This is a genomic window from Marinobacter guineae, from assembly GCF_002744735.1.
Taxonomy (GTDB): Bacteria; Pseudomonadota; Gammaproteobacteria; order Pseudomonadales; family Oleiphilaceae; genus Marinobacter; species Marinobacter guineae.
This window is the reverse complement of record NZ_KZ319340.1, coordinates 520,593-544,313: the sequence shown is the minus strand read 5'-3', so window position 1 is coordinate 544,313 and position 23,721 is coordinate 520,593. Positions and strand designations below refer to the sequence as shown.

The 23,721-nt window shown below is 58.7% G+C and carries 20 protein-coding genes and 1 pseudogene; 7 read left to right on the top strand and 14 right to left on the bottom strand.

What is annotated here, in order from left to right; all coding sequences use genetic code 11:
- Positions 1–106 precede the first annotated feature (106 nt).
- Positions 107–1,012, bottom strand: coding sequence for a metal-dependent hydrolase (locus tag CLH62_RS10530; protein WP_099618115.1), 906 nt, complete (start codon positions 1,010–1,012; stop codon positions 107–109).
- Between the two features lie 225 nt (positions 1,013–1,237).
- Between CLH62_RS10530 and CLH62_RS10525 the strand changes: the two genes are divergently transcribed.
- From CLH62_RS10525 to CLH62_RS10515, 3 genes are all read left to right on the top strand, one after another.
- Positions 1,238–2,344, top strand: a complete 1,107-nt coding sequence (locus CLH62_RS10525; RefSeq protein ID WP_099618114.1) for a helix-turn-helix domain-containing protein — start codon at positions 1,238–1,240, stop codon at positions 2,342–2,344.
- Between the two features lie 121 nt (positions 2,345–2,465).
- The gene (locus CLH62_RS10520; protein WP_099618113.1) at positions 2,466–2,879 is read left to right on the top strand and encodes an NINE protein; all 414 of its coding nucleotides are present in this window, start codon (positions 2,466–2,468) and stop codon (positions 2,877–2,879) included.
- Between the two features lie 122 nt (positions 2,880–3,001).
- Positions 3,002–4,864 (top strand): 7TM diverse intracellular signaling domain-containing protein, encoded by a 1,863-nt coding sequence (locus CLH62_RS10515; RefSeq protein ID WP_099618112.1) that lies wholly within the window; start codon positions 3,002–3,004, stop codon positions 4,862–4,864.
- Here the strand turns inward: CLH62_RS10515 and CLH62_RS10510 are convergent.
- From CLH62_RS10510 to nirB, 3 genes are all read right to left on the bottom strand, one after another.
- Positions 4,861–6,228: a WS/DGAT/MGAT family O-acyltransferase gene (locus CLH62_RS10510; protein WP_099618111.1), complete on the bottom strand. Its 1,368-nt coding sequence runs from the start codon at positions 6,226–6,228 to the stop codon at positions 4,861–4,863. The genes CLH62_RS10515 and CLH62_RS10510 overlap by 4 nt on opposite strands.
- Positions 6,229–6,290: 62 nt before the next feature.
- Entirely contained in the window at positions 6,291–6,659 is a 369-nt protein-coding gene (nirD, locus tag CLH62_RS10505) for a nitrite reductase small subunit NirD (protein WP_099618110.1), read from the bottom strand.
- Between the two features lie 184 nt (positions 6,660–6,843).
- The gene (gene nirB / locus CLH62_RS10500) at positions 6,844–9,351 is read right to left on the bottom strand and encodes a nitrite reductase large subunit NirB (RefSeq protein ID WP_099618109.1); all 2,508 of its coding nucleotides are present in this window, start codon (positions 9,349–9,351) and stop codon (positions 6,844–6,846) included.
- A 362-nt stretch (positions 9,352–9,713) separates the two neighbouring features.
- Here nirB and CLH62_RS10495 point away from each other — a divergent pair, with 362 nt between their 5' ends.
- A complete protein-coding gene (locus CLH62_RS10495; RefSeq protein ID WP_099618108.1) occupies positions 9,714–11,009 on the top strand; it encodes a nitrate- and nitrite sensing domain-containing protein in 1,296 nt (431 codons plus the stop codon).
- A 10-nt stretch (positions 11,010–11,019) separates the two neighbouring features.
- On the opposite strand, the gene CLH62_RS10490 is transcribed toward CLH62_RS10495, so the two are convergent.
- The 8 genes and pseudogenes from CLH62_RS10490 to CLH62_RS10460 form a co-directional block, all read right to left on the bottom strand.
- Positions 11,020–11,718: a hypothetical protein gene (locus CLH62_RS10490; protein ID WP_099618107.1), complete on the bottom strand. Its 699-nt coding sequence runs from the start codon at positions 11,716–11,718 to the stop codon at positions 11,020–11,022.
- An 85-nt stretch (positions 11,719–11,803) separates the two neighbouring features.
- Entirely contained in the window at positions 11,804–13,531 is a 1,728-nt protein-coding gene (locus CLH62_RS10485) for a bifunctional protein-serine/threonine kinase/phosphatase (RefSeq protein WP_099618106.1), read from the bottom strand.
- A gap of 77 nt (positions 13,532–13,608) precedes the next feature.
- On the bottom strand, positions 13,609–14,457 hold the full coding sequence (locus CLH62_RS10480; protein WP_099618105.1) for a formate/nitrite transporter family protein: 849 nt from the start codon (positions 14,455–14,457) through the stop codon (positions 13,609–13,611).
- Between the two features lie 341 nt (positions 14,458–14,798).
- On the bottom strand, positions 14,799–15,083 hold the full coding sequence (locus tag CLH62_RS21395; RefSeq protein WP_228152854.1) for an energy transducer TonB: 285 nt from the start codon (positions 15,081–15,083) through the stop codon (positions 14,799–14,801).
- Between the two features lie 203 nt (positions 15,084–15,286).
- Positions 15,287–15,556, bottom strand: a pseudogene (locus CLH62_RS21390) (energy transducer TonB); the annotation flags it as partial.
- Positions 15,553–15,963 (bottom strand): ExbD/TolR family protein, encoded by a 411-nt coding sequence (locus CLH62_RS10470; RefSeq protein WP_099618104.1) that lies wholly within the window; start codon positions 15,961–15,963, stop codon positions 15,553–15,555. The gene CLH62_RS10470 and the pseudogene CLH62_RS21390, both read right to left, overlap by 4 nt.
- Positions 15,960–16,355, bottom strand: coding sequence for an ExbD/TolR family protein (locus CLH62_RS10465; protein WP_099618103.1), 396 nt, complete (start codon positions 16,353–16,355; stop codon positions 15,960–15,962). Before CLH62_RS10465 ends, CLH62_RS10470 begins: the two co-directional genes overlap by 4 nt.
- Positions 16,342–17,001: a MotA/TolQ/ExbB proton channel family protein gene (locus tag CLH62_RS10460; RefSeq protein WP_099618102.1), complete on the bottom strand. Its 660-nt coding sequence runs from the start codon at positions 16,999–17,001 to the stop codon at positions 16,342–16,344. Before CLH62_RS10460 ends, CLH62_RS10465 begins: the two co-directional genes overlap by 14 nt.
- A gap of 189 nt (positions 17,002–17,190) precedes the next feature.
- On the opposite strand from CLH62_RS10460, the gene CLH62_RS10455 reads away from it, so the two are divergent.
- Entirely contained in the window at positions 17,191–19,539 is a 2,349-nt protein-coding gene (locus tag CLH62_RS10455) for a sensor domain-containing diguanylate cyclase (RefSeq protein ID WP_099618101.1), read from the top strand.
- On the opposite strand, the gene CLH62_RS10450 is transcribed toward CLH62_RS10455, so the two are convergent.
- Entirely contained in the window at positions 19,522–20,301 is a 780-nt protein-coding gene (locus CLH62_RS10450; protein ID WP_099618100.1) for a sulfite exporter TauE/SafE family protein, read from the bottom strand. The genes CLH62_RS10455 and CLH62_RS10450 overlap by 18 nt on opposite strands.
- Positions 20,292–21,419, bottom strand: coding sequence for a lysozyme family protein (locus CLH62_RS10445; RefSeq protein ID WP_099618099.1), 1,128 nt, complete (start codon positions 21,417–21,419; stop codon positions 20,292–20,294). The genes CLH62_RS10450 and CLH62_RS10445 overlap by 10 nt, the downstream gene beginning before the upstream one ends.
- A 52-nt stretch (positions 21,420–21,471) precedes the next feature.
- On the opposite strand from CLH62_RS10445, the gene CLH62_RS10440 reads away from it, so the two are divergent.
- A complete protein-coding gene (locus tag CLH62_RS10440; protein ID WP_228152824.1) occupies positions 21,472–22,959 on the top strand; it encodes an amidase in 1,488 nt (495 codons plus the stop codon).
- Positions 22,960–23,089: 130 nt separating this feature from the next.
- Complete coding sequence (locus CLH62_RS10435) at positions 23,090–23,707, top strand: hypothetical protein (RefSeq protein WP_099618097.1); 618 nt, start codon at positions 23,090–23,092, stop codon at positions 23,705–23,707.
- The last annotated feature ends 14 nt before the right edge of the window (positions 23,708–23,721 follow it).

Genomic DNA, 23,721 nt, shown 5'->3' with positions numbered 1-23,721 from the left:
TCTTGCCAAAATCGTGCGGAGCCATGGATGGCGGAGCCGAGCGTACAGGGATGTATTTACAGCGTATTTTGGCAAGACCTTCCCGCTTACTCGCGGAGTTAACCCATTACTGAAGCGTCCGGCGATTCCCCTTCTGATACTGCGGCGCAATATGCGCCTGGATTTCTTCTTTGAAACGGGCAATCAACTCGCTGTTGTCATGATCCCAGGGGTGGAAACCCGGCTTGAAATACTCCAGCCATGTGGGGATCAGGCTTGAGAAGGTGCCGTTTATGCCCCACAGGCGCCACAGACCTGTGGCGGTGTCTTTCAAAGAGAAGCTCTTCCGATCATTGAGCATCATCCGGCTGGTGAAATAGGTGCTCATTACGCCCAAAGCCGCAGTGCTGAATGCGAGGTAAAATGTACGCTCGGCGTAGGTGCCGCCAGCCGCCTGGAAAACGTCGTAGGCAACCGCCTTGTGCTCGGTTTCTTCAATCGCGTGCCAGACCCACAGCGGACGCATGGATTCATCCATGTCCTCGCGCACATCATCACGCGCCAGCAGCATGTCGGCCATCATTGCGGTGAGGTGCTCGAGGGCACAGGTAATGGCCAACTGGTGACGTTTGGGCAGCTTCCTGGTGATACCCAGAACCACTTCCAGATGTTTTTCCAGTTCTTCAACCGGCATGCCCTGATCACGAACGTGCTGGTTCATGGCGATGTGCTCCAGGGAATGCATGGCTTCCTGGCCAATGAACCCGCGTATCTCCTCTTTCAGTTTGGGATCGGAGATCTGGTCCCGGAACGCTCTTACCGAATCCACGAAGAACTGCTCGCCCTGCGGAAACAGCACCGAGAGCGCATTCATGATGTGGCTTATGGTGTAGCTGTTGTCGACCCAGTAACGGGGTACCTGCTCACCGAACTCAAAACCCATGCGCTGGGCTGTGATGGTGACGTTGTCTGGTGTGTTGGAGGCCCGGTTAACCGGAGCCGTCTTGTTTTCTGGGATTTTGCTGCTCAGCATGTGTGTACTCCTCACTTTGGCTGATGTCATGGCTCCAGTGTGGGGCAGTCAACGTCGGGCAGGAATGCGCAAAGGGGACGGCGGTCGATCAGGATGGGACACGGACCGGAAATTGATTGGCTAAGTTGACGGCAAGCACGGTGTGCCTGGCCCCACTGTCGTGGCGGAAGGCATCTGATAGAGTCAGTTGACGTGCTTCAGCCAACTCAATAATAAGGAATGCCAATGAGCGCAACCGGTCCGGACAAAGAACGGCAGATGCTGGGATTGTTCCTGGTGCCGGGCGCTTACCTGCGGGTTCTGGCCGAAACGGTCCGGCAGCTAGGCTATAACGACCGGTTACTCTACGAAGGCCTGGACTTCACCCCGGACGATCTCAAGTCCAACGACAGCCGGGTGTTTGTTACCGATGCCATCATCATGGCCAAGCGGGCCCTGAACCTGGCCGGTAAGGACGGCCTCAGCTTTATGCTGGCCCGTGAGTTGCGGCTGACGATTCACGGCACCCTGGGCTTCGCCGCCCTTACCAGCCCCACCTTCGCCGATGCCCTGGATTCGGTGCGCCGATACCTGCATCTGCGGGTGCCGTTTCTCAGCATGAGCCAGTCCGAGGCCGATGATCAGGTGCTGGTTAAGCTTTGCACTGAAATCGAAGTGCCCGGCCTCTATCCGTTTCTGGTGGAGACGGTCAGCGCCACGCTCATTCTGCTGACCGAGCAGCTATTGGATCGCGAAGACGCCGCCAAACGTGGCTTCGCCCTGGAAGACGGCAAATTGACGGGCGTCACGATTCGCCTGAGCGCGCCGGAACCGCCCTGGTACCGGCAGTTTGCGGACCAGCTGCCGGTCCGATTCGAATATGGCCAGCCTGAGGAGATGATGGTGTTTCCCCGGGAGCTTCTGGACGTGCGCATGCGCTTGGCCGACGCGGAAGCCTCCCGCATGGCCCGTGACCAGTGCGAGTTTGAACTGCAGAAGGCCCTGAAAGAGCAGGGCGATATCGTTATGGCCATCCGCAACATGCTCCGGATGATGCCCGGGCCGCTGCCATCGCTGGAGGCCATGGCTGAACGTTTTTGCGTATCTTCCAGAACCCTCAAGCGCCGGTTGGCAGACCGGGACACGAACTACCGGGAAATCGTCGAATCGGTTCTCAAGGATCGGGCTATCCAGCTACTTCGCTACACCAACCAGTCGGTCAGCGAAATAGCTTACGAACTCGGCTATGCTGATCTTTCAAACTTCAGCCGGGCGTTCCGGAAGTGGACCGGGAAATCGGCCAGTGAATTCCGTGAGGGTGGTCCGGATCCGGCTCCGGAAGTCGGGCCATGAGTACTCGGAGCATCCTGGTTTATTTATCTGTTTAGTTTGTTTTTCCTTGCTCATGCCACAATGGTGTGAAGTACGCGAACAAAGCCAGAATGCAGCACCAGGTTAAAAGGACCGAGCAACAATGAGAGAACGGACAAACACGCACAGCAAACTCATCGGCTACCTGCTCTGGATCTTCGGATTCCTGGGCTCACACCGTTTCTACTATGGCAAACCCATAACCGGAACCATCTGGTTCTTCACTCTGGGGTTGCTCTTCGTCGGCTGGATCATCGACCTGTTCCTGATTCCGGCCATGGACCGGGAGGCGGACCTGAGATTCCGGGAAGGCGAAGTCAATTACAGCATTGGTTGGCTGCTGCTGACCTTCCTGGGTGTGTTCGGGCTTCATCGGATGTACATGGGCAAGTGGATTACCGGCATTATCTATCTGCTCACCGGCGGGCTGTTCCTGATCGGTGTGCTCTATGACTTCTGGACCCTGAATGATCAGATCTCAGAACGTAACCGGGAGCAGCGCTTCGGCCACAATTAAAAACTGTACGTCACGGTGCTTAACGGCAATCAAGATAAGATTGAGTTATACTCTTATGCCGTCTAAAGCGGCAGGTGCGCCAGAGGGTAAGAGTCGTTTGCTTTAGAATTGCCGGAGATCGTGTGCTGAAGTTTCTGATGTCTGCCAGTCTGATGATGGTTTTGTCGGCGCTCTTGTCTCCGTCCGGTTTGGCCTCTCAGGCTTCTCCGTCGTTGCTCATCGGGCAGGACTCGCGCTATGCCCTGTCTGGGCAGATGTCGATCTACCGCAACGGTACGTCGGACCTGACGATCGAAGAGGCCGCCGAGCTCTATCTGGATAGTCAGTTCGAGCAACCGGAAACCAATGATCCGTCCCATACGAACTTTGGGCTGACAACCGAAGAGATCTGGCTTGGCCTGGAGTTTTCAACAAAGAAGGAAGTGCACAGGTATTGGTTTCTGGAGGTTGGCCATGCCTCTCTTGACGACGTAAGCGTTTACCTTCTGGAAAACGGTGATCTGGTTTTTCAGGGACGGTCAGGGGATCTTCTGCCGTTCGTCTCGAAACCGGTCAGCCATCGCAATCACGTGTTTCCGGTTTCGCTGTCCAATGGCAATGACTATCAACTGTTTTTGAGTGTTCGTTCCGAGGGCACCCTGACGGTGCCAGTGACGCTTTGGCAGGGCGAAGCCCTTTGGGCCAGTGATCAGCAGACGTATGGTGCTCTGAGCCTTTACTACGGCGTCCTGCTGGCGCTTCTGGTGTACAACCTTTTCCTGTTCTTTTCCCTGCGAGACTTGCTCTATCTGACCTATGTGGGCTTTATCGGCTGTCTGGCATTGGGGCAGGCAGGGTTGTCAGGGCTTACCGGGCAGTTCCTGTGGCCCAATGCTCCCTGGCTGGTTCATTTATCCCCGACCGCCGGTGTTGCAGCAGCGGGCGTATTCGGTGCCCTTTTTGTCCAGCGTTTTCTGGCAGGCACGCCAGCGAGGCTGAAACTTGGGTGGTTGATGCCATCCCTGAGTGTCGCCTACGAATTGACGTTCCTGACGGCGGTTTTTGGCTCATATCACCTGGCAGCAATTGCGGTCAATCTGATCTCCATGGTGTTTGCCGTTGCCGCTTTGCTGATGGGCGCGGTGAGCCTGCTTCGCAGGGAGCCAGGTGCCCGATTCTTCGTTCTGGCATGGATTTCGTTTCTACTGGGTGTGCTTGTTATAGCCCTCCACAATGTGGGTGTTCTGCCTTCCAACAGTTTCACAACCAATGCCTTGCTGATCGGCTCTGTCACGGAGATGCTGCTGTTGTCCCTGGCGCTGGCCGACCGAATAAACGAACTTCAGCGATCCCGTGAACTGGCTCAGGATCAGGCCCTGGAGAGTCGCCAGAAAATGCTTGAACTGGTCAAGGAAAATGAACGATATCTTGAGAGCCGGGTAACCGAACGCACGCAAGAACTGGAAACGGTCAACCAACAATTGCGGAAGAGTCAGCAATTACTGGAAGAACAGGCCAATCACGATATCCTCACCGGTCTTGCTAACCGGAAGCTGCTACAGGATCGCCTCGCCGGAGCCAAGGCCCGTGCCAAGCGTTCGGGCGACAGTTTTGCGCTGGTCGTTGTGGATCTGAACAAGTTCAAGGAGATCAATGACACCTTTGGACATGTGGCCGGAGACGAGGTGCTGGTCGTTGTGGGCAACAGGCTTAACGAGGTACCGAGGGAGTCAGATACCGTGGCGCGAATTGGCGGCGACGAATTTGTCCTGCTGCTCGAAGAAATTCGAGACGCCCATGATCTGGATCGTCTGAAGGCAAAACTGTCACAGGTTGCTGATGTCCCGATTGCCTTGCCTTGTGGTACCGAGGTCAGGGTGGGTCTGAGTATTGGTGTCGCCAGATACCCTGATGATTCCAGGGATCTCGAACGGTTGTTTTCGCTTGCGGATGCCCAGATGTACCGCAACAAAAATAAGCGGGAAGCGGAACTCAATCCGAATTAGAGTCCCGCCGATTGCTCCAGTTCTGTCAGGCTCTGTTCCAGGTGGTCCAGCATTTTCTGCAGGCTTGGCAGGGTGCGGCGGCAGCCGATCAGGCCGAACTCCACCTGGTCGTCGTAGCTGGTCAGCGTCATATTCAGGGCCAGGCGGTCCATGGCGATGGAGACCGGGTACATGCCATCGAGCTTTGCACCGTTCCAGTAACAGGTTTCCCGTGGCCCGGGGATGTTGGAGATAACCACGTTGAAGGTCTGCCATTTGGGGGCCATGCCAGTGAGCAGATGAAAGGCCGCCGGTGCCAGGGTCAGGGCTGTGTAGTTAAGAATCTCTTCTGCCGACATATGGGCGTAGCGGTCCTTGGCGGCTTTTACGTCCCGGTGGATCTGCATCAGTCGTGTTACCGGGTCGTTCACATCGGTGTGCAATGAGGCGAGGATCACGCCCACCTGGTTACCGCCTGAACTGTCATCCTTGCGCAGGGATACCGGCACCATGGCGATCAGAGGTTTCTCCGGCAGGGCGTCCTGGTTCATCAGATAGGTGCGCAGGGCGCTTGCGCACATGGCCATTACCACATCATTGACGGTGGTTCCGTAGGCCTTGCACACGCCCTTGATCCGGTCCAGGCTATAGGATTCCGCAGCAAAACGCCGGGAGCCGGTGATCTTCTGGTTCAGGATGCTGCGGGGTGCGTGGAAGATGGACGAATAGGCCGGATCCTTCCGGGCGTCGTTGATCGTTTTGAGCAGTTCCCTGGCAACCGTAGGCACAGTCCCCAGTTGTTTGCCGGACTCGCCCAACAGGCGGCCGACGCTGCGCCACAGCGAGGGGCCGCCATCATCGCCTTCTCGCGTTGCGCGGGGCGGCATGGCCCAGATGGGTGGCATCTCCCGTTGCCCGGTCTCCTGGCACAGCATCCGCTGAACCATGCGCATGGCGGACACACCGTCCACCAGGGCGTGATGCACCTTGATGTAAACCGCGAACCGCCGCTCCCCCAGCCCTTCAATCAGGTGAAACTCCCACAGCGGGCGCTCACGATCCATCAGGTGTGAATGCTCCGCCGAGACAAACGACAATAGCTCCCGGACCCGCCCGGGAGTTGGCAGGGCCTCGAAGCGAAAATGATGCTCCAGGTCCAGATGCTCGTCCTCCACCCAGACCGGCTGCCCGAACCGGTAGTCGAGGCGCTGGTTAAACGGTGGCGTAACCACCGTATACTGCCGCAACCGGTCAGCCAGCTGCGCCACATAGTCGTCCGGAGCGCCTTCGGGAAAGGAAAACAGCTCCAGGCCACCCACATGCATGGGCTGTTGCCGTTTCTCCAGCCAGAGGAAGAGTTGGTCGGTAGGGCTGAGGGGTTTCACGGAAGCGTCCTTGTTATTGGTGTTTCCGTTGATCTTACCTCAGCTTTGCCGGCATGTTCAGATTATGCCGCTATTGATTCATGTTGTATGACCGGGACCTCCAGACGAATACGGTCGCCGTCCAGCAAAACCGGATAGACTTTGACTCTGACGGAGTCATCCTCCAGGCACAGTCCAGTCCTTAAACTGAAGTGCTGCTTGTACAACGGCGACGCCACCACCGGCTCACCCTTCAGATCTCCGGTAATCCCCCGGGCCAGCACATTGGCGCCACTGAACGGGTCACTGTGGCTGATGGCAAACAGCGCCGGCAGCCGATGCGGCAGATAGAACACCGCCACAGGCCCGTCTTCGGTCCAGACCGCAACACCGGATTCCGGCACCAGGTCATCAACTGTACAAACCTCATCCCAACGAGTACGTGCTTTCATAGTCAGTCTCCAAAACGTTATCCAATTCACTTCGAACGGTTTTCTCCTCGATATCTCACCAATAGCCTGTGAGCGAGGGGTGTGGGGTGCTTTTCTGCCGGGAAAAAATGTCTGAGCGAAGCGAGTTGTTTTTCCCAGAAGAAAAGCACCCCATGCCGCCTCGCTCTTCACCAAAACCGGAAGGCTACACAGATTCCAGAGCAGGCCGACGCTGCCCCCGCTCAATAGTCCACTCCTGCTCCGGATCACTCTGCGAAGGCGCATTCACAAACTCCCGGAAGCGCTTCCGCTTCTCCGGATCCTCCACTGCCGTCTTCCACTCGCACTGGTAAGTGCCTACCAGATTCTCCATGTGCTGCTCCAGCTCCTCACCAATCCCCAGGCTGTCCTCCAGCACCACTTCTTTCAGGTACTCCAGACCACCCTCCAGGTTCTCCATCCAGACACTGGTGCGCTGCAGCCGGTCGGCGGTGCGCACGTAAAACATCACCACCCGGTCAATGGTGCGGATCAGCGCCTCATCGGACAGATCCGTGGCGAACAGGTCCCCGTGCCGGGGCCGCATGCCACCATTGCCGCAGACATACAGGTTCCAGCCGTTTTCGGTGGCTATCACTCCGAAGTCCTTGCTCTGGGCCTCCGCGCATTCCCGGGTGCAGCCCGAGACCGCCATCTTCACCTTGTGGGGCGCCCGCAGGCCCTTGTAGCGGTCCTCCAGGCGAATCGCCATGCCCACGCTGTCCTGCACACCGTAACGGCACCAGGTATTGCCGACGCAGGACTTCACCGTGCGCAAAGACTTGCCGTAGGCGTGGCCGGTCTCGAAGCCGGCGGCGATCAGCTTTTCCCAGATCTCCGGCAGCTGGCTCAGGGTAGCCCCGAACAGATCCACCCGCTGGCCGCCGGTGATCTTGGTGTACAGGTCATACTCTTTCGCCACCTGACCGAGCACAATCAGTTTGTCCGGGGTGATCTCGCCGCCGGGAATGCGCGGCACAATGGAGTAGGTGCCGTTTTTCTGCATGTTGGCCATGAAGGTGTCATTGGTGTCCTGAAGGGGCACATGGTCGGTGGCCAGGATGTGCTCGTTCCAGCAGGTGGCCAGAATGGAGGCGACCGCCGGTTTGCAGATATCACAGCCGTGGCCTTTGCCGTGCTGGCTGATCAGGGCGCGGAAGGTGCGGATGCCATTCACTTTCACGAGGTGGAACAGTTCCTGGCGGCTGTGCGGGAAGTGCTCGCACAGGTCCTTGCTCACTTCCACGCCGCGCTTCTCAAGTTCGTTGTCCACCACGTTTTTCAGCAGTGCCGTGCAACCCCCGCAGCCGGTGCTGGCCCTGGTTTCGGCCTTGACGCTGCCAAGGTCCGAACAGCCGGCATCAATGGCGCCGCAGATATCGCCCTTGGTCACGTTGTGGCAGGAGCAGATGGAGGCGGTTTCCGGCAGGGCATCCGGGCCCAGGGCCGGGACGCCGCCCTGGCTTTCCGGCAGGATCAGCGTTTCCGGATTCTCAGGCAGAGTGATGCCGTTGAGGGCGTATTGCAAAAGGGTGTCGTAGTGGCTGTTGTCTCCCACCAGAATGGCGCCCAGCAGGGTCTTGCCGTCTTCACTGATCACCATGCGGCGATAGTGGCCGGCCTGCTCATCGTTGAAGCGGATGTTGCGAGCGCCCGGGGTCTGGGCGTGGGCGTCGCCAATGGAACCGACATCCACGCCCAGCAGTTTCAGCTTGGTGCTCATATCGGCGCCGGTGAAGGCCGTCTCACGATCGCCGTTCAGGGCGGCGGACAAGGTACGGGCCATGGTGTAGCCGGGGGCCACCAGGCCGTAAATCTTCTGTTCCCAGAGCGCGCACTCGCCAATGGCGTGCACATGCGGGTCCGAGGTGGTGCATTGGTTATCGATGACAATACCACCACGCTCACCAATCTCCAGGCCGCTGGCCCGGGCAAGGGCATCCTGGGGGCGGATCCCGGCGGAGAAGACAATCAGATCCGTCTCCAGGAAGGATTGATCACTGAAGTTCATGCGCAGGCGGGCGCTTTCACCGTCGACAATGGACGTTGTCGCCTTTTCGGTATGTACCTGAACACCCAACTCTTCAATTTTGCGACGCAACAGGGCGCCGCCGTCGGTGTCGAGCTGAACCGGCATCAGGCGAGGAGCGAATTCCACCACATGAGCCTCCAGCCCCAGGCACTTGAGGGCATTGGCCGCCTCCAGTCCCAGCAGGCCGCCACCGACAACCACGCCGGTGCGGGCGCCTTCGGCGCTGGTGCGAATGGCATCCAGGTCATCCAGGGTGCGGTAGACGAGGCAGTGAGGATGATCATTACCGGTGATCGGCGGCACGAACGGGTACGAGCCGGTAGCCAGTACCAGTTTGTCATAGTGGTAACTGCCTCTAGATGTGGTCACCCTGCGAGCTTCGCGGTTAATGCCGGTCACCTGCTCGTTCAGGTGCAGCTGAATGCCCTGTTCGCTGTACCACTCCAGTGTGCCCATGGCCAGATCCGCATGGGTGGAACCGCCGAAATACTCCGACAGGTGGACCCGGTCATAGGCCAGCTGTTTTTCCTCGCCGAAGACTATGATCTGGAAGCCGGTGGCAGCCGCGCTGGCGGTAAACTGTTCCAGGAAGTGATGGCCGACCATGCCATTGCCAATCACGATCAGGGTTTTCTTGCTCATGCCGCTTCTGCCTCCGTAACAACAAAAAAAACCGGAGCATCTATTCCCGAGGGAAATCGATGGTCCGGCGCCAATGCCAACAACAATGATCTGATGGTCCGGCCTGATCCTTGGCCGGGACGTTCGTCCTTGTCAGAAATAAAGCGATCTTCGTGCCAGTTTTCTGTCTGTTTAAAATCAATGGGTTGGGTTAATGGGGTGCTTTTCGTGTGAATGCAACCTTCATCGCCTGCCCTGTAGCGGGGCAGATTGCACGGCTTTGGCGCCTGTTTTGGGTGGCCCGGTAATTGCTCCGCTTTCCTGCAGTTGCTTTTAAGTCCCCAACTAAGGCATCACAGGGGGCAGGTCCCCCGGAGCTATCCATGAATACCAAACGCAATTCCGTTTCCGATATACCCAGTGCCGGGGATTACCTGATTGCATCAAAAGCCTGTGAACTGATGAACCTTCAGTATTTCCTGCAAATGGGCAAGCTGACCCAGTGCGTCAGCAATCTCGTTCATAGCCTGCAGCGGGAAAGGGGGGCTTCCAACATGTTTCTCGGCTCCTCGGGTAAAAGATTTGTGGAAGAGAGGCAATCCCTGGCAGTCGAGTCGGACCGACTGAGGCGTGAGTTTGAACTGGCGCTGGCAGAGATTCACGAGGAGCTGACCGGGCACACGGTAAGTAGTCGGTTGCTGAACCAGATTGCCAGCGCCCTGCATAGCCTTGATGGCTTGAGCGAGTTGAGACGCTGCGTGATAGCACAGAAAATCACGGCCGAATCGGCGACCGAGGATTACAGCTGTCTGATTCAAAATCTCATTGCGGTTGTGTTTGAAGCGGCCGATACGGCTGTAGACCCCACCATTGCAGGACTCCTGGTTGCCATGGTGCATCTGATGAACGGCAAGGAGTTGTGTGGACAGGAGCGGGCAGTGGGCTCCGCAGGGTTTTCGAGCGGCACGTTTGATCGTGCACTTTCACAACGCATAATGCACCTTATTGATGCGCAAGAGCGCTGTTTTAAGGTGTTTGCCAGCTTTGCTGATAAGCATTCCCTCATCCTTTGGCAAGAGGTACGTGCCAATGAGCGTGAAGGAGAGATTGAACGGCTGCGGCGTCTGGCATCGTCTGTTGGTCCTTTCAAAGATCTGGATCCGGAGCTTGCAGATCAGTGGTTCACGCTGATGACGGAGCGTATGGACGCGCTAAAACAGGTCGAGGATTCAGTGGAGGGCTGTTTTCACGCCCGCTGCACGGAACGTTTTGCTGATGCCCGGAACTCCCTGGCGCACCAGGAGACCCTGATTGCGTCGCTTGAAACCGGAGGGGCCTCGACTCAGCCACTGCTGGTACTCTGTAATTCCGAAACTGAGGGCACCACGGGCGCTGCATTTTCAAGTGGAGGTGTAAGTCAGCAGTTTGGCCGCTCCATCTTTGAACTGGTGCAGGACCAGAGCCGCCGTCTGCAGCAGATGAGTGACGAACTTCAAAGTGCCAGGGAAGCTCTTGAAGACCGGAAAACTCAGGAGAAGGCAGTTTTGTGGTTGATGGAACATCGTCGGATCAGTAACGACGAGGCGCACCGCCTGCTTAGAAAGCTGGCAATGGATCAGGGCAGGAAACTTCCAGAGGTTGCCCGGGCACTTATTTCAATGGCAGGTGTCCTGAAGTAACGAAAGCCGGTTATCGGTGCACGAGTGGGCTTAGCATCTGAACCGGCACCCGATAGCGCACCCCTCTTGAGTGCCCGATGCCGTCAACGGTGCAAGTCTTGCGATTGACCCGGATGATCTGCCCCTGCAGTTCCCGGCGGCCGGCCCCGAAGCTAACGGTATCACCCACTTGCCAGTGGGCCAGATGCTGTCTGGTGTCGACCGGCTCAAAGGGGGTGTCTGGCAAGGCCAGCCCCTGGCCTCGGGCCTGGTCGGCGAGCGCAGCCCGAGTAGCTTTGGCAGCTCCGCTTTCGTGCAACTCATCCAGAATGCTGTAGAAATGCCGGTTATGGACCGACCCCCGGAACCGCTGCCCGGCACTATGCTGGAGCAAGTGGGCAAACTCGTGGCAGCAGGTATGGGCCAGAAGATTCAGAGTACTGACTTCCCCGCCGAAGTAACCACGCTTTAGTATTTCCCGTGCCGAAAGCCAGCCAATGGCAGACTCGGGCTGGTGCTTGGCGGCAATCATGCGGACACCATAAGTGATCTGATGTTGCCTGTCGCGGGGATCAAAGCGGTGATACGTGGCTTGTCCGGAACCAACGCGGCAGCGCAGAGAGCTTCCCGGGTATCGCTCGCGGACCCAGCCTTCAGCGGGTTGCCAGAGATAGTCCCGGGTCACCGAGCACATCAGTTGGCCGAGTTGGAATATGTCGTTGGTATCCATTTGTCGCACAGTGAACGGAAGGACTGTGGCGATGATACCCGTTGGCAGGGTTGGGTAAAAGCAACAGTGGCCGGCAGTGGCGGTTCTAATCGAAGGCCAGGGAAGCAAGCAGGGCCAGTAACAGCAAGGCGGACAGGCCCTGCCAGAAGGCGACCGGATGTCGCTCAATCAGCGGCGGACGCTGCCTGCCCTGCCAGTCCCTGCCGGGGTGGCGGAGGTCATACAGATACTCCGAGAGTGCCGGGTAGCGTTTGTGAGCCTGGGGGTGAACCGCTTTTTCGATAGCGTCATCAACCCAGCCGGGCACATCCTCCCGGAACAGCCCGGCAGGTTGATAAGTGAGCCGGCGCAGCTGGCTCCGCTTATGCAGCTTTGGAACCTCGGCCCCGTAGGGTAGTTGGCCGGTAAGCAACTGGTAGGTAATCACTCCGAGGGAAAACTGGTCAGCCGCGGGGCTTCCGGGATCTCCAAGAAAGGTTTCCGGGGCGCTGAACAGGGCAGCGCCGCGCGGGCCGGGCTGCTCGTCTGCGGTGTCCGATTCCTGCAGACCGGCGACCCGGGTGGCGCCGAAATCGATCAGGGTAACGGTACCGTGGGTATCCACCAGTACGTTCTCCGGTTTCAGGTCCTGATGCACCATTTCCAGCCGGTGGAAGGCACGGAGGCCTCTGGCAATCTGCTCCACCAGTTTGCGCACGGTTTCGAGGTCCGGGGCGGGGTTATCCAGCAGCCATTGTCGGAGCGTGCAGCCGGCGACAAATTCGGTTGCCAGGTACAGATATCCGGGTTGCCGGTCCGGCGCAAACGGGCGCACCACATGAGGGCTGTTAAGCCGCCGGGCAATCCACTGCTCCATGAAAAACTGCTCCAGATACACCGGATCATGCCGCTGGTCCATGGATGGCAGCTTAAGCACCACGGAAGCTTCGGTAGCTTCGTCCACGGCCAGGTATACGTGGCTGCGGCTGCTGGCATGAAGCTGTCGCTGAATCCGGTAGCCGTCCAGGGTCTGCCCGGGTTGGAGTTCCGGGGCGAACGGCAGGTTGGCCAGATGTTGGAACAGCTCGCTGTTCTCGCGCGAGGAAGGTACCGAGTCAATCCGGATAATCTGCGCGGTCAGGTTGTCACTGCTGCCGTGCTCCAGGGCGGTGGCTGACAGGCGGCGGGCAGCGGCGTCGAGATCGTCTCCGGATTCCCGGATGATGGCCGCCATTCGGCGCTCATCAATGTGCTCATGGATGCCGTCTGTGGCCAGCAGGAAGGTGTCGCCCGGCTGTATCGGCAGGCTCTGGTAATCAATGTCCAGCTGATCCCCGATGCCCATGGCGCGGGTCAGGCAGCTGTTTTCCTGGGATAGCCAGAGCCGGTGATCGTTGGTGAGTCGCTCCAGCTGTCCGGGGTGAACCCGGTAAATGCGGGCATCACCGACATGAAAGATGTGGGCGGTGGCGGATTTGAGCACCATCACGCTCAAGGTACAGACGTAGCCCCGGTCCCGGTCATAGCGGTACTGGCTTTGCCTGGTCTGGGCATAGAGCCAGGCATTCGTCGCCCGCAACACCCGTTGGACAGACTGTTTGACGGACCAGCTGTCCGGCGTTGAAAAATAATCACTGAAAAAGCCGGCGACCGCCGATTCGCTGGCGATCTGGCTGACGTTGCTGGAGCTGACACCATCGGCGATGGCCACTGCAATGCCTTTGGTCAACAACTGATGGTTGTCCGGTACCAGCAAGCCGTGGAAATCCTGGTTCACCGGCTTTTTGCCGGCCTCAGTATGCTGGCCGGAGGAGACAGAGAGGGAGGTGGCCATCGTCAGACAGGATTTCCGCCGTGAAATGAAAGGCAACTCCGGCGGGTGCGGCAGCCGGAGTTGCGGGAGTGTCTGGCTTAGTTGGACCGGGCCAGCGCGGTGTCGTTGAAGGCTGCAGTAGCATTGCGCTTCGGCGCGGTGCGCACGTGGGTGGTGTAAAGGGTCAGACCAGTAAACGCAATGCCGCCGACCAGGTTACCAAGCACCGTCGGGATTTCATTCCACCACAGGTAGTCCATCACCGAGAACTCGCCACCCATGATGAGAGCAGACGGGAACAGGAACATGTTGACGATGGAGTGCTCAAAGCCCATGAAGAAGAACAGCATGATTGGCATCCACATGGCCAGGATCTTGCCGCTGACGTTGGTCGAGATCATGGCGCCAACCACCCCCATGGACACCATCCAGTTGCACAGCATGCCGCGGATAAAGATGGTGGCCCAGCCGGCAGCGCCGTACTCCGCATAACCCAGGGTGCGGGCTTCGCCGACGCTGGCGATCTTGGCGCCAACCGCGCCGGGATCCGTACTGAAACCGTAAGTGAATACGAACGCCATCATGAAGGCGACGGTCAGGGCGCCACCCAGGTTGCCAAGAAACACCCAGCCCCAGTTGCGCAGGACACCCTGCACGGTAACGCCGGGCCGTTTGTCGAGCAGTGCCAGCGGCGTCAGCATGAACACGCCCGTCAGCAGATCAAATCCCATCAGGTACAGCATGCAGAACCCGATAGGGAACAGAATGGCACCGATCAGAAACACGCCGGTCTGGACCGCGACGGTGATGGCAAAGGCAGCTGCCAGTGCCAGTATGGCGCCGGCCATGAATGCCCGAATGAGAGTGTCCCGGGTGGACATGTAAATTTTAGATTCGCCCGCGTCGACCATTTTGGTGACGAATTCCGAAGGCACGATGTAAGACATAGTGTGTTCCTCTGACCTTGACCTGATAACCAACCCGGTGGACTGGCCACAAAAAAACGGCGCTGCCTGCTGCCTGCAATCTGCAGGTGCAAGTAGACGCCGTCGTCTGAATGAATCTGTCGCTTTGAACGGAACCGAATTTGACTCCGTTGTTTCTGAGGGTGCAGAGACCGTGCCAGAGTGCTCGTGGTTTTCGAAATGGCCCTAAAATCAACAGTGTTAAAGTCGCCGCCAGGGCCGTTGCGGACGTCGGAGAATGCGGGTGGCCCGATATGGCGCACCTGATCAGTGCGTGTCTGTTGCGCCGTGCTACTCCTTGGAGCAGTGAGATCCAGAACCGATCAGCGAAGGCTGAAGCGCACGGGAAGGACATAGCGAAAGCGTTTTCCGGCCATCTCCCCGGGCACTTCAGGCAGGGGGGCTGACTGCCTCAGCATGGCCAGAGCCGCCTCATCCAGAAGTTCATGGCCCGAACCGGTTTTCACGCTGTCAGCTACCAGTGTTCCGTCTCGCCGGAACTCAAAGACGATCACCGGAGTGCCTTCCTGTCCGAGTCTTCTGGCCCGTCGAGGGTACTCGTAAAAACGGGCAAGGTGACGGCTGAGTCGGCTCAGGTAATTGTCCACCGCGGCACGTTCGCCTGCGTTTTGCAGCGTAACGGTGGCCTGGACATCGGTTTCAGCGAACTCAGCTTCCGCTGATTGTGAGGTGGCCTTTTGGGTCTCTGTTTCAGGCTGGCTGGACTCGGGCGGCACGGGGATTGACTCCGGCACCGCTGTCTCCGCCACAATTTCTGGCTCTGGCTCTGGCTCTGGCTCTGGCTCTGGNNCTCTGGCTCTGGCTCTGGCTCTGGCTCTGGCTCTGGCTCTGGCTCTGCTATGGCTGCCGACGCGGGTTCAGGAGCAGGGACAGCTTCCGGTTCAGGCGGCTGGTCGCTGGCAAGTTTGATGCGGATGGCCGGAGCGGTGTTGATGGCTGAATCGCCAAGGGTGTTGAGCTCCACGGTTTCCCTCGGCGCGGCCATCACCAGGGCCGCAACCGTGATGGCACACGCCAGGATCAGCAGAACAAACCGTGAAAGGCGGGACTGCCCGTTCATCCACCCGGCTCCGTCAGCAGCAGAATGTCGGTGTATCCACCTTGTTCCAGTACCCCGAACAGGGCCTCCAGATCCGCCATGGCGATGTTTTCTGCCGCGGCTATTCTCAGCGGTTGCTGTTGATCGGGCGCTGGCAGACGGGCGATAAGGGATCTCTTGTTGAGAGTCTCTTCGCCGATTAACCAGTTGCCTTCGGCATCCACGGTCAGGTCTGCAAGGGGTGGTTGTTGCTCCCGGGTCTGCGAGGTTGCAGGGAGCTCGGGCAACGGCTCGTCGGAAATCTGACCGGCGACAATGAAAAACATCAGCAGCAGGAACACCAGATTGATGAGCGGGAGAAGCGCGTCTTCCACTCGCTCCATCAGTGACTTACCGGAAGTAAAGGGAGGTGGAACCAGGTTGGTCATGGTGTCTTGGCGCTACTCCGCTTCCAGTGAACATCGATGCCGCGGGCTGCAAGTTCGCTGAGTGTCCGGGTAAATGCCCCGAGGCTGGTGTCCGCCCTGGTGCCCAGGTTGACTTCGGTTATACCGGCAGCGATCAGCTCCGGGAGAAGATCCCCCAGCGGCAGGGTGAGATCCTGCCACTGTACCTGGCCGTTGGCCGTCACGGTCAGTTCCGGAAGCGGTTCGCCAGGGACCGGGCTTCTGCTCGAAGTGTTGTTGGCCAGCTCCAGGTGGTCTACCGGCAGCAGCCGGCTGGTGAGCATAAAGAACACCAGAAGAATGAAGACCACGTCGATCAGAGGCGTGATGCGGATTGGAATCCGGCGGCTGGCCCTTGGTTCAACCAGCCACATTAAGGGTCGACACCAGCGTGCTGTTGATGATTTTGTGAATGCGGCGTAAACGGAACTCCACCCAGGCCGCCAATGCGGCAAAGGGAATGGCGACTACCAGGCCGGCGGCGGTGGTTGTCAGGGCTTCGTAAATACCCCCACTCAACTGGGTGGCGTTGGCGCGTCCTTCGGTGGCGGCCATGGCACTAAATGCCTCCATCATGCCCAGAACGGTCCCCAACAAGCCCAGTAAGGGTGCCAGGGCGGCAATCACCTCAATGATTTTAAGGGGCGCCTCGAACGGCTCAAGTGCCTGCTGCGCATCGCGGGCCGCTGTTTCACGAATCTGGCGGTCATCCTGCCGGTTTTTCAACGCATCCATGGTATCAGTAACCAGATGCAGCAGCGGGTTCAGCCTGCCCCAACGACCAGCTTCCCTGCGAACGGTATCCGGAGATACGCCGCCGGGATTCTGTTGCCAGCTGGTTACGGTTTTTTTAAGTTTGCCCGGCAATCTGGGTGCGTAAAGTGTTCCCAGAAGCATCAGATAAACAAACGTGACGATCCCGATTAGGGCAAGAACCAAAAGTACAACCATCACAGGCCCGCCCATATCGGTCAGTTGGCCTAGCAGGCCGTTGCCAGCGGGTAAGCTGATATCGGTCATGGTATGATTCTCAGTTGTGTTGAAAGTAGATCTAAATAATAACAATTATCATCTAATTTACAAGAGCGTAACCTGACATTGAAATCGCCTCTGGTAGAATTCAGTAAGTAATAAGAATCAAAAGCACACCATCAGAATGGAGGTACAGGTCATTACTGGTCGTTTGGCCCAACCGGGAGTGCGTTTGTTGTGTTGATCAAGCGTTGGTTTGGCAGTCTGGCGAACCGGGCAGTTGCCCTGGTGGTCGGTGTGATCATCGTTTCGACCCTGTTGGTCACAGTTGCCGGTTTCCTGCTCAGCCGGTCAGAGCTTGAGCAACAGGCTCGCAGCCAGCTGGAGACCATTGCTGCACTGGTGGCGGGTGAACTTGATGAAAAGCTTGCGCTACGGCTGAACGCCCTGAATCATGTCGCTCAAAATCTCACCATGTCTACCCAGGCATTGGATTCCCGGGCTCGACTATTGATCCGGCGGCAAACCGCACTGCAGCATCTTTTTGATGCTGTCTACCTTATTGATGCTAAAGGCGAGGTTCTGGCGGAGCACCCGGAATCCTTCCGCCAGACCGGCCTGGATGTCAGTGGTCGGGAATACTTCCGGCGGATCTCCTCTACGCTGACACCGGTGATCAGCGAACCCTACATTTCCAATTATCAGGACAAACCCGCCGTGATGGTGGCAGCGCCGGTCTTTGACCATCGCCAGCGTTTTATCGGAATGATTGGCGGAGCGGTTCAGCTGGACGGCGAAAATTTCATGGAAAAGTTCATTAACCTGCAGATTGGCAGAACCGGCTACCTCGGAGTCGCTACCCGCAGCGGGGTGACGGTGGCTCATGGCAATGGCGTCGGTGCGATGGCGCCGGTTCGGGTTGCTAACCCGGTTCTGCGGGATGCGATGGAAGGTTTTGAGGGCACGCTGCAAACCCGAAATGGTGAGGGTGAGACTACAATCATGTCGGTGCAGCAAATGACCCAGGTACCCTGGTTCGTGGCTGCGGTCTGGCCGTCGCGGGAGGCTTACGCCCCGATAACCCGCACTATCGATACCTTTATCTGGATCCTGCTGGTGGTGATCCTGATGATTGCGCCCCTCGCCCTGTGGCGTTTCCGGCGGCTGATGGCGCCGTTGAAGGTGCTGGGCGATCAGATTCGTGAGCGCCATCTCGGGATGAGGTCGGATCCGGTTGATGTTTCCGGGGGAACTGAGATCCGTCAGGTCGCGGAGATCTTCAATACCGTCATGGATGAACGGGATGAAGTGCTGATGTCGTTGGCAGAGCGAGAAGCCTTTTTCCGCTCCCTCACCCGGAGTGCACCCATCGGCATTGTGCAGGCCGACGTTCTGGGCCGTATCGAGTTTGCCAACCCGGCCTTTGAGGCCATTATCGGACGGCCTTCCGAGGAACTTACTCAAACCTACCTCTCGGCGAGGGTTCACGAGGCAGACCGTGGTGCTGCCATTGCCGGCTGGAGGCAGGCGACCAGGAATCAGGCCGTATTCCGTGGCCGGTTCCGGCTGGAATCACGGGAGCCTGGCCGGCTGATCTGGGGAGATGTGATGACCGCGGCCATTGAAACGCCTGAGAAAGCACTGGGTACCATTACCGTCGTCAGGGACATCTCCCATGAGCTGGAGGTGGAGGAGGCGCTGCGTGATGAACAGCAGCGGGCCGAGACCATCCTCGGAGTGCTTCAGGAAGGGGTTCTGATGGTCGATACCGAAGGCGTAATCCGTTACGCCAACGATGCGGCCTGCCGTTTTCTCGGCGTGGAAGGCGAGTGCGTGTTGCGCAACTTTTTCCAGTTGATAACCATCAATGCCGAGGAGCGGAATCTGACACCTCAGGAGTTCCTCGACGGCGAGGACCTGGACAGTGTCTACGTAACGCTCGAGAACACGGCGGGTGACTCCTTCGATATCGATCTGACCATGCTCCACATCCGCAGGGGCCGCGAGGATGAACGCCTGGTCTTTGTGCTGCGTGACGACAGTGATCGCCGCCGCGAAGAGGAGCGGCTCTCCTGGGAAGCAACCCACGACAGCCTTACCCAGTTGCTTAACCGCCGGGCATTCAGTGCCTCCCTGATAAAATGTCTGGGCGAGGCCGGCCGCCAGGAGGTGCGCTCCGTGCTGATGCTGATCGATCTGGATCACTTCAAACCGGTAAACGATGAAGGTGGGCACCTGCTGGGTGATGACCTGTTGCGCCGGCTCGCGGACCTGCTGAAGGAGTCCGTTCGCCAGTCCGATACGGTAGCGAGGCTTGGTGGTGATGAATTTGGCATTATTCTGCCAGCCTGTGGACTTGCCAGAGCCGAGGCGCTGGCCGAGAAGATACGGGCGAATGTTGAAGCCCTCCGCATAGAGCAGGACGGTCGGTCGTTTGGAGTTACCACCTGTATCGGTCTGACCGAGCTGGCGCCAGATGACAACGGCCCCAGGGAGGCTCTGGCCCGGGCCGACGAGGGTTGCTATCTCGCCAAGTCCCGCGGCCGTAATGCGGTTGTGGTGGTGCCGTCACCACCAGCCGGATGAGACGCTTGCCTGCCAAAGCAGGCGAACGGCAAGGGCTGTCAGCACGATGTTGAAGATCAGGCTGAACCTGCGATTGCTCAGGGAGTTAAGCACATGCAGTCCGAGCCAGGTGCCGGCAAACCCGCAGGCAATCATCGCGAGTATGAACGGCAGCCATTCCAGAAATACAAACCCGGCCATTCCAAACACCAGCGCCTTGGGCGCATGCTGTAACGTCATGGCAGTAGCAAAGGTGGCAACGGTTTTAAACCGATCGGCATGAATCTGTTTGATAAATGCGGCGACCAGGGGCCCGGTGGCGCCCACGAACAGGCTCACGAAGCTGGTCAGTGCCGAGGCCAGAAAAACCCCGGGTGCTCCGAAAGCGCCCTTGGGCAGAGCCGGGCCCCAGCAGAGATAAAGGACGAACAGGGCGATGGTCAGCTGCCAGATATGGGCCGGGAGGTTAACCAGTAGCCAGGCGCCCAGGGCCGCGCCGATGAGAACGCCTGGTGCGAAGGCGGCAATGACCCGCCAGTCCACATGGCGCCAGGTCAGTGCGGCCCGGCCGACATTGGAGCCCAGCTGAATCATGCCGTGTACTGGAATAATCGCCGCCGGCGGCATCCAGGTGGCCATCAACACCAATAACAGCACGCCTCCACCGGCGCCCAGACTGGCCGTAATCATGGAGGTGATGGTGGAGCTGGCAAGCAGGAAAACCGCGACGGGAAGGCTGAGGCTTTCGGGCATCAGGTAGTCGGGAATAAAAGCTACTTCCATTCACAGAATTCCGTTGGTTTCAGGCGCGGCGTGCGGCACAGCGCTTCGGTGGCCAGCTGGACATCGGCAACATAGTACAGCGAGGCCAGCCCCAGTCTGTCGCGGCCCAGATTGTGGAAGATCAGACCGAACGCAATGTCACCGGCGGTAAATCGTTCGTGGTTGGCGGCAAAGTACTCTGCCGGCTTTGACAGAACAGGGTCTTCGAGCAAAGCCTGAACCCGTCCAACGCCGCCATGATAGGCCTGTATCAGCAAGAGGCTGAACAGCCGGTTCCTTTTGCTGTCGGGCAGATGGCCAAAACGTTGCTGAAATACCGGTTCAAGATTGCGGGCGTTCTGGTTCATCAGGCGCAGGGCGCAATCAATCTGGGCCAGCCGGTGCCAGGTGTTTTCCGACGCGATCTCGCAGTCGCCGAGGGCAGCGGGAGACAACTGCAGTATGCCTCGGGCATCAGCCCGGGAATGGGCCCGGGCCTGCGCCCCGCTCTCGATCAGAATCTGGCCGGCAAGATATAGGGGCAGGGCTTCGGGCAGAGAGAGGCGGTTCTGGCTGTTGCGGTACTCTGAAACGTAAATCAGTGCATCATGAAGCGCGCCCGGCTGCCCACTGGTGGCAAAGGACAGGTCATCCCAGGCGCCCCAGATCCGGTCGCCGGGCAGAGTGCCGAGGTAGCGGGCAACGGCCTCATCGATGTTCACGTGGGGCTGGTCACAGGAAAGGGCGAAGGGGTAGCCCGTTTGGCCTGCATCGCCCGGCACCCAGGTGTCCACGCGGCCCTTGTCGTGTAAAGACCTCCGGGTTTTATTGAGGAGGTGCTGGGTGGCCTCGCGGTTATTTCCGTCACTGATCCAGGCCAGAAACTGGCCACGCATGTCGAATATGATGTGTCGGTCAGCGCTTGTACAGTAGCCGGACTCCTTCAGTACCCAGCGCCGGATAGTCAGAATGTTTTCGAACACTCCCTGGCTGACCCAATAGGGCGATGTCCGCACTATACGGGTCCAGTCACGGTCGTCTGACAAGGCTTCCTCACCCTCCTGAGCCATGGCTGCTGTTGTTACAGTCAGGATGAAAGCCCAGGCCAGGTGGCGTAAGCTCTTGAGAAATCTGATCATAAGCGTTATATCCATGGCCTTCTTCAGAACACAATAACAAATGGAACCTGTGATGAAGCAATCCGAATACCTTCGTTACGACGCAACTGCACTGGCTGATCTGGTCCGCCGGGGCGAGGTAAGCTCCAGGGAAGTATGCGAGGCGGCCGTGGAACGGGCAACCCGCGTGAATGGAAAGCTCAATGCCATCTGTTATCCCCAGTTTTCCGAGGCGCTTGGCCAGAGCGTTCCCGAGCAGTCAGTCTTCGCCGGCGTTCCACTGTTGCTGAAGGATCTTGCCCAGGAGCAGGCGGGGCATCCCTGTACCTATGGCAGCCGAGGCTTGAAAAAGAACATCCCGCCCCAGGATTCGGAATTTGTCCGCAGGGCCAGGAGTGGTGGCCTGGTCTTTCTCGGGCGAACCGCAACTCCTGAATTTGGTTTAAAAGCGGTAACCGAATCCGAGCTGTGGGGCCCGACCCGCAATCCCTGGGACACGGAACTGACCCCCGGCGGCTCCAGTGGCGGCTCAGCTGCCGCCGTCGCGGCCGGTATTGTACCCATGGCCGGTGCCAACGATGGCGGCGGTTCCATCCGGATACCGGCTGCCTACAACGGCCTGTTCGGCCTGAAGCCGTCTCGTGGTCGCGTTTCCGTTGGGCCCTTCATGGGGGAAGCCTGGACAGGTGCGTCAACCGATCATGTGGTCTGCCGGACGGTGAGAGACAGCGCAGCCATGCTGGATGTGCTCAGTGGACCTGCCCCGGGGGATCCTTTTGAAATCCCGGCGCCGACCTCAGCCTATGCCGATCTGATGCAGAAGTCACCGGGCAGTCTGCGAATCGGCGTTTTCACGTCCTCCCCCTATAACACCGAGGTGGCTCCGGAGTGTGTCGAGGCGGTGGAGGAAACGGCGCGGCTCCTCGAGAACCTTGGCCACAAGGTCGAATATGCTGCGCCGGAATTCGACGGCATGGCCCTGGCGCGCTGCTACCTGGGGCTTTACTTCGGGGAGGTGTCCGCGTTGATGGCCAGGGCAAAAGAGCAGTTTGGCGCCCGTGACAGTGATTTCGAGCTGGATACCCGCCTGATCGGTATGTTGGGCGAAACCATGCCGCTGTCGGATTACGTCCGCCGTCGCCAGCAGTGGAACGAGTTTGCCCGTGCCCTGGGAGTCTTCTTCGGCAGGTATGATCTTTACCTGAGTCCGACCACCGGGCAGCTGCCGGCCACCATTGGGGAGCTCCAAACGCCGCCTCATCTGAAACTGGCGGCCAGGCTAATGTTGAAACTGCACGCCGGTAAGCTGGTGCATCGCACCGGTCAGGTGGACCAGATGGCCCTGGAAAGTCTGGCCCGCACGCCATTCACCCAGCTGGCAAACCTCACCGGGACGCCAGCCATGTCTGTCCCCATGCACTGGACTTCCGGAGGTTTACCGGTTGGTGTCCAGTTCGGTGCGCGCCACGGAGCCGAAGCGGTTTTGCTTCAGCTGGCGGCTCAACTGGAAGAGGCCAATCCCTGGTTCAGCAACTATGAAAGGCTCGAGGGCGCCTTCTGAATGGTCAGGGGTTGTGATCTGCCTCGTGAAACTCCACGTTTATCTTTGTAGGCGGAACAGGCTATGCTGTTAGTCAGGAAGACCCTTTCTTCCTGATAGACCCTGATGGCATCGAGGAGGCGAGCGTATTATGAACCAACCGATGGCAATCGACGAACTGGTATCAGTAGCACAGGCCGAGGCTATGGGGGAGCTTGACGCCCCGATGATGGCCATCGTTCTGTCCAGCGAACAAAGCTATGACTTGCCCATCAATTCCCTTGAAACCGATGCCGACAAGGCCCGCTGGGGTTTGATCCTCCGCGCCGCCCGCGAGCATGTTGAAGCGGATGCCGTGGCCGTGCTCTATCCGGCCTGGACTACCATTCGCCATAAAAAGCCTGAAGTGGAAGCCGAAGCGGCCTCCGAGGATGTGCCGGAAGAGTCCGATGGCTCTGACGACTCAGACGGCCCCATCGATACCCTGTTCGTGCAGCTGCACACCCGGGATCATGTCTACTGGCGGGGTTTTGAACAGATTCGGGATCCCAAACACCAGCGCATTATCGGCTTCCGCCGGATAAAGGCGCTGTCCACCGACTACAAGCGTGACGAAGCGCCATCGGTCACCTCATGGCTGAGCACGTTGTTTGAGCCCTTGCCGGAAGAAGGCGAGGAAACCAACGTTGACCTCGAACTGGCGGATCTGTTGGAGGAGCCGGAAGTCAGCGCTGCGCTTTATCCCCGGCAGATGCGGGCCCTGCACTGACTTAAGCACCTTGG

Excerpts from the sequence above, each read along its gene's own strand:
- CLH62_RS10530 (WP_099618115.1), bottom strand. The coding sequence starts at position 1,012 with ATGCTGAGCAGCAAAATCCCAGAAAACAAGACGGCTCCGGTTAACCGG.
- CLH62_RS10525 (WP_099618114.1), top strand. The coding sequence starts at position 1,238 with ATGAGCGCAACCGGTCCGGACAAAGAACGGCAGATGCTGGGATTGTTC.
- CLH62_RS10520 (WP_099618113.1), top strand. The coding sequence starts at position 2,466 with ATGAGAGAACGGACAAACACGCACAGCAAACTCATCGGCTACCTGCTC.
- nirD (WP_099618110.1), bottom strand. The coding sequence starts at position 6,659 with ATGAAAGCACGTACTCGTTGGGATGAGGTTTGTACAGTTGATGACCTG.
- nirB (WP_099618109.1), bottom strand. The coding sequence starts at position 9,351 with ATGAGCAAGAAAACCCTGATCGTGATTGGCAATGGCATGGTCGGCCAT.
- CLH62_RS10495 (WP_099618108.1), top strand. The coding sequence starts at position 9,714 with ATGAATACCAAACGCAATTCCGTTTCCGATATACCCAGTGCCGGGGAT.
- CLH62_RS10490 (WP_099618107.1), bottom strand. The coding sequence starts at position 11,718 with ATGGATACCAACGACATATTCCAACTCGGCCAACTGATGTGCTCGGTG.
- CLH62_RS10485 (WP_099618106.1), bottom strand. The coding sequence starts at position 13,531 with ATGGCCACCTCCCTCTCTGTCTCCTCCGGCCAGCATACTGAGGCCGGC.
- CLH62_RS10480 (WP_099618105.1), bottom strand. The coding sequence starts at position 14,457 with ATGTCTTACATCGTGCCTTCGGAATTCGTCACCAAAATGGTCGACGCG.
- CLH62_RS10470 (WP_099618104.1), bottom strand. The coding sequence starts at position 15,963 with ATGACCAACCTGGTTCCACCTCCCTTTACTTCCGGTAAGTCACTGATG.
- CLH62_RS10465 (WP_099618103.1), bottom strand. The coding sequence starts at position 16,355 with ATGTGGCTGGTTGAACCAAGGGCCAGCCGCCGGATTCCAATCCGCATC.
- CLH62_RS10460 (WP_099618102.1), bottom strand. The coding sequence starts at position 17,001 with ATGACCGATATCAGCTTACCCGCTGGCAACGGCCTGCTAGGCCAACTG.
- CLH62_RS10450 (WP_099618100.1), bottom strand. The coding sequence starts at position 20,301 with ATGGAAGTAGCTTTTATTCCCGACTACCTGATGCCCGAAAGCCTCAGC.
- CLH62_RS10445 (WP_099618099.1), bottom strand. The coding sequence starts at position 21,419 with ATGATCAGATTTCTCAAGAGCTTACGCCACCTGGCCTGGGCTTTCATC.
- CLH62_RS10440 (WP_228152824.1), top strand. The coding sequence starts at position 21,472 with ATGAAGCAATCCGAATACCTTCGTTACGACGCAACTGCACTGGCTGAT.
- CLH62_RS10435 (WP_099618097.1), top strand. The coding sequence starts at position 23,090 with ATGAACCAACCGATGGCAATCGACGAACTGGTATCAGTAGCACAGGCC.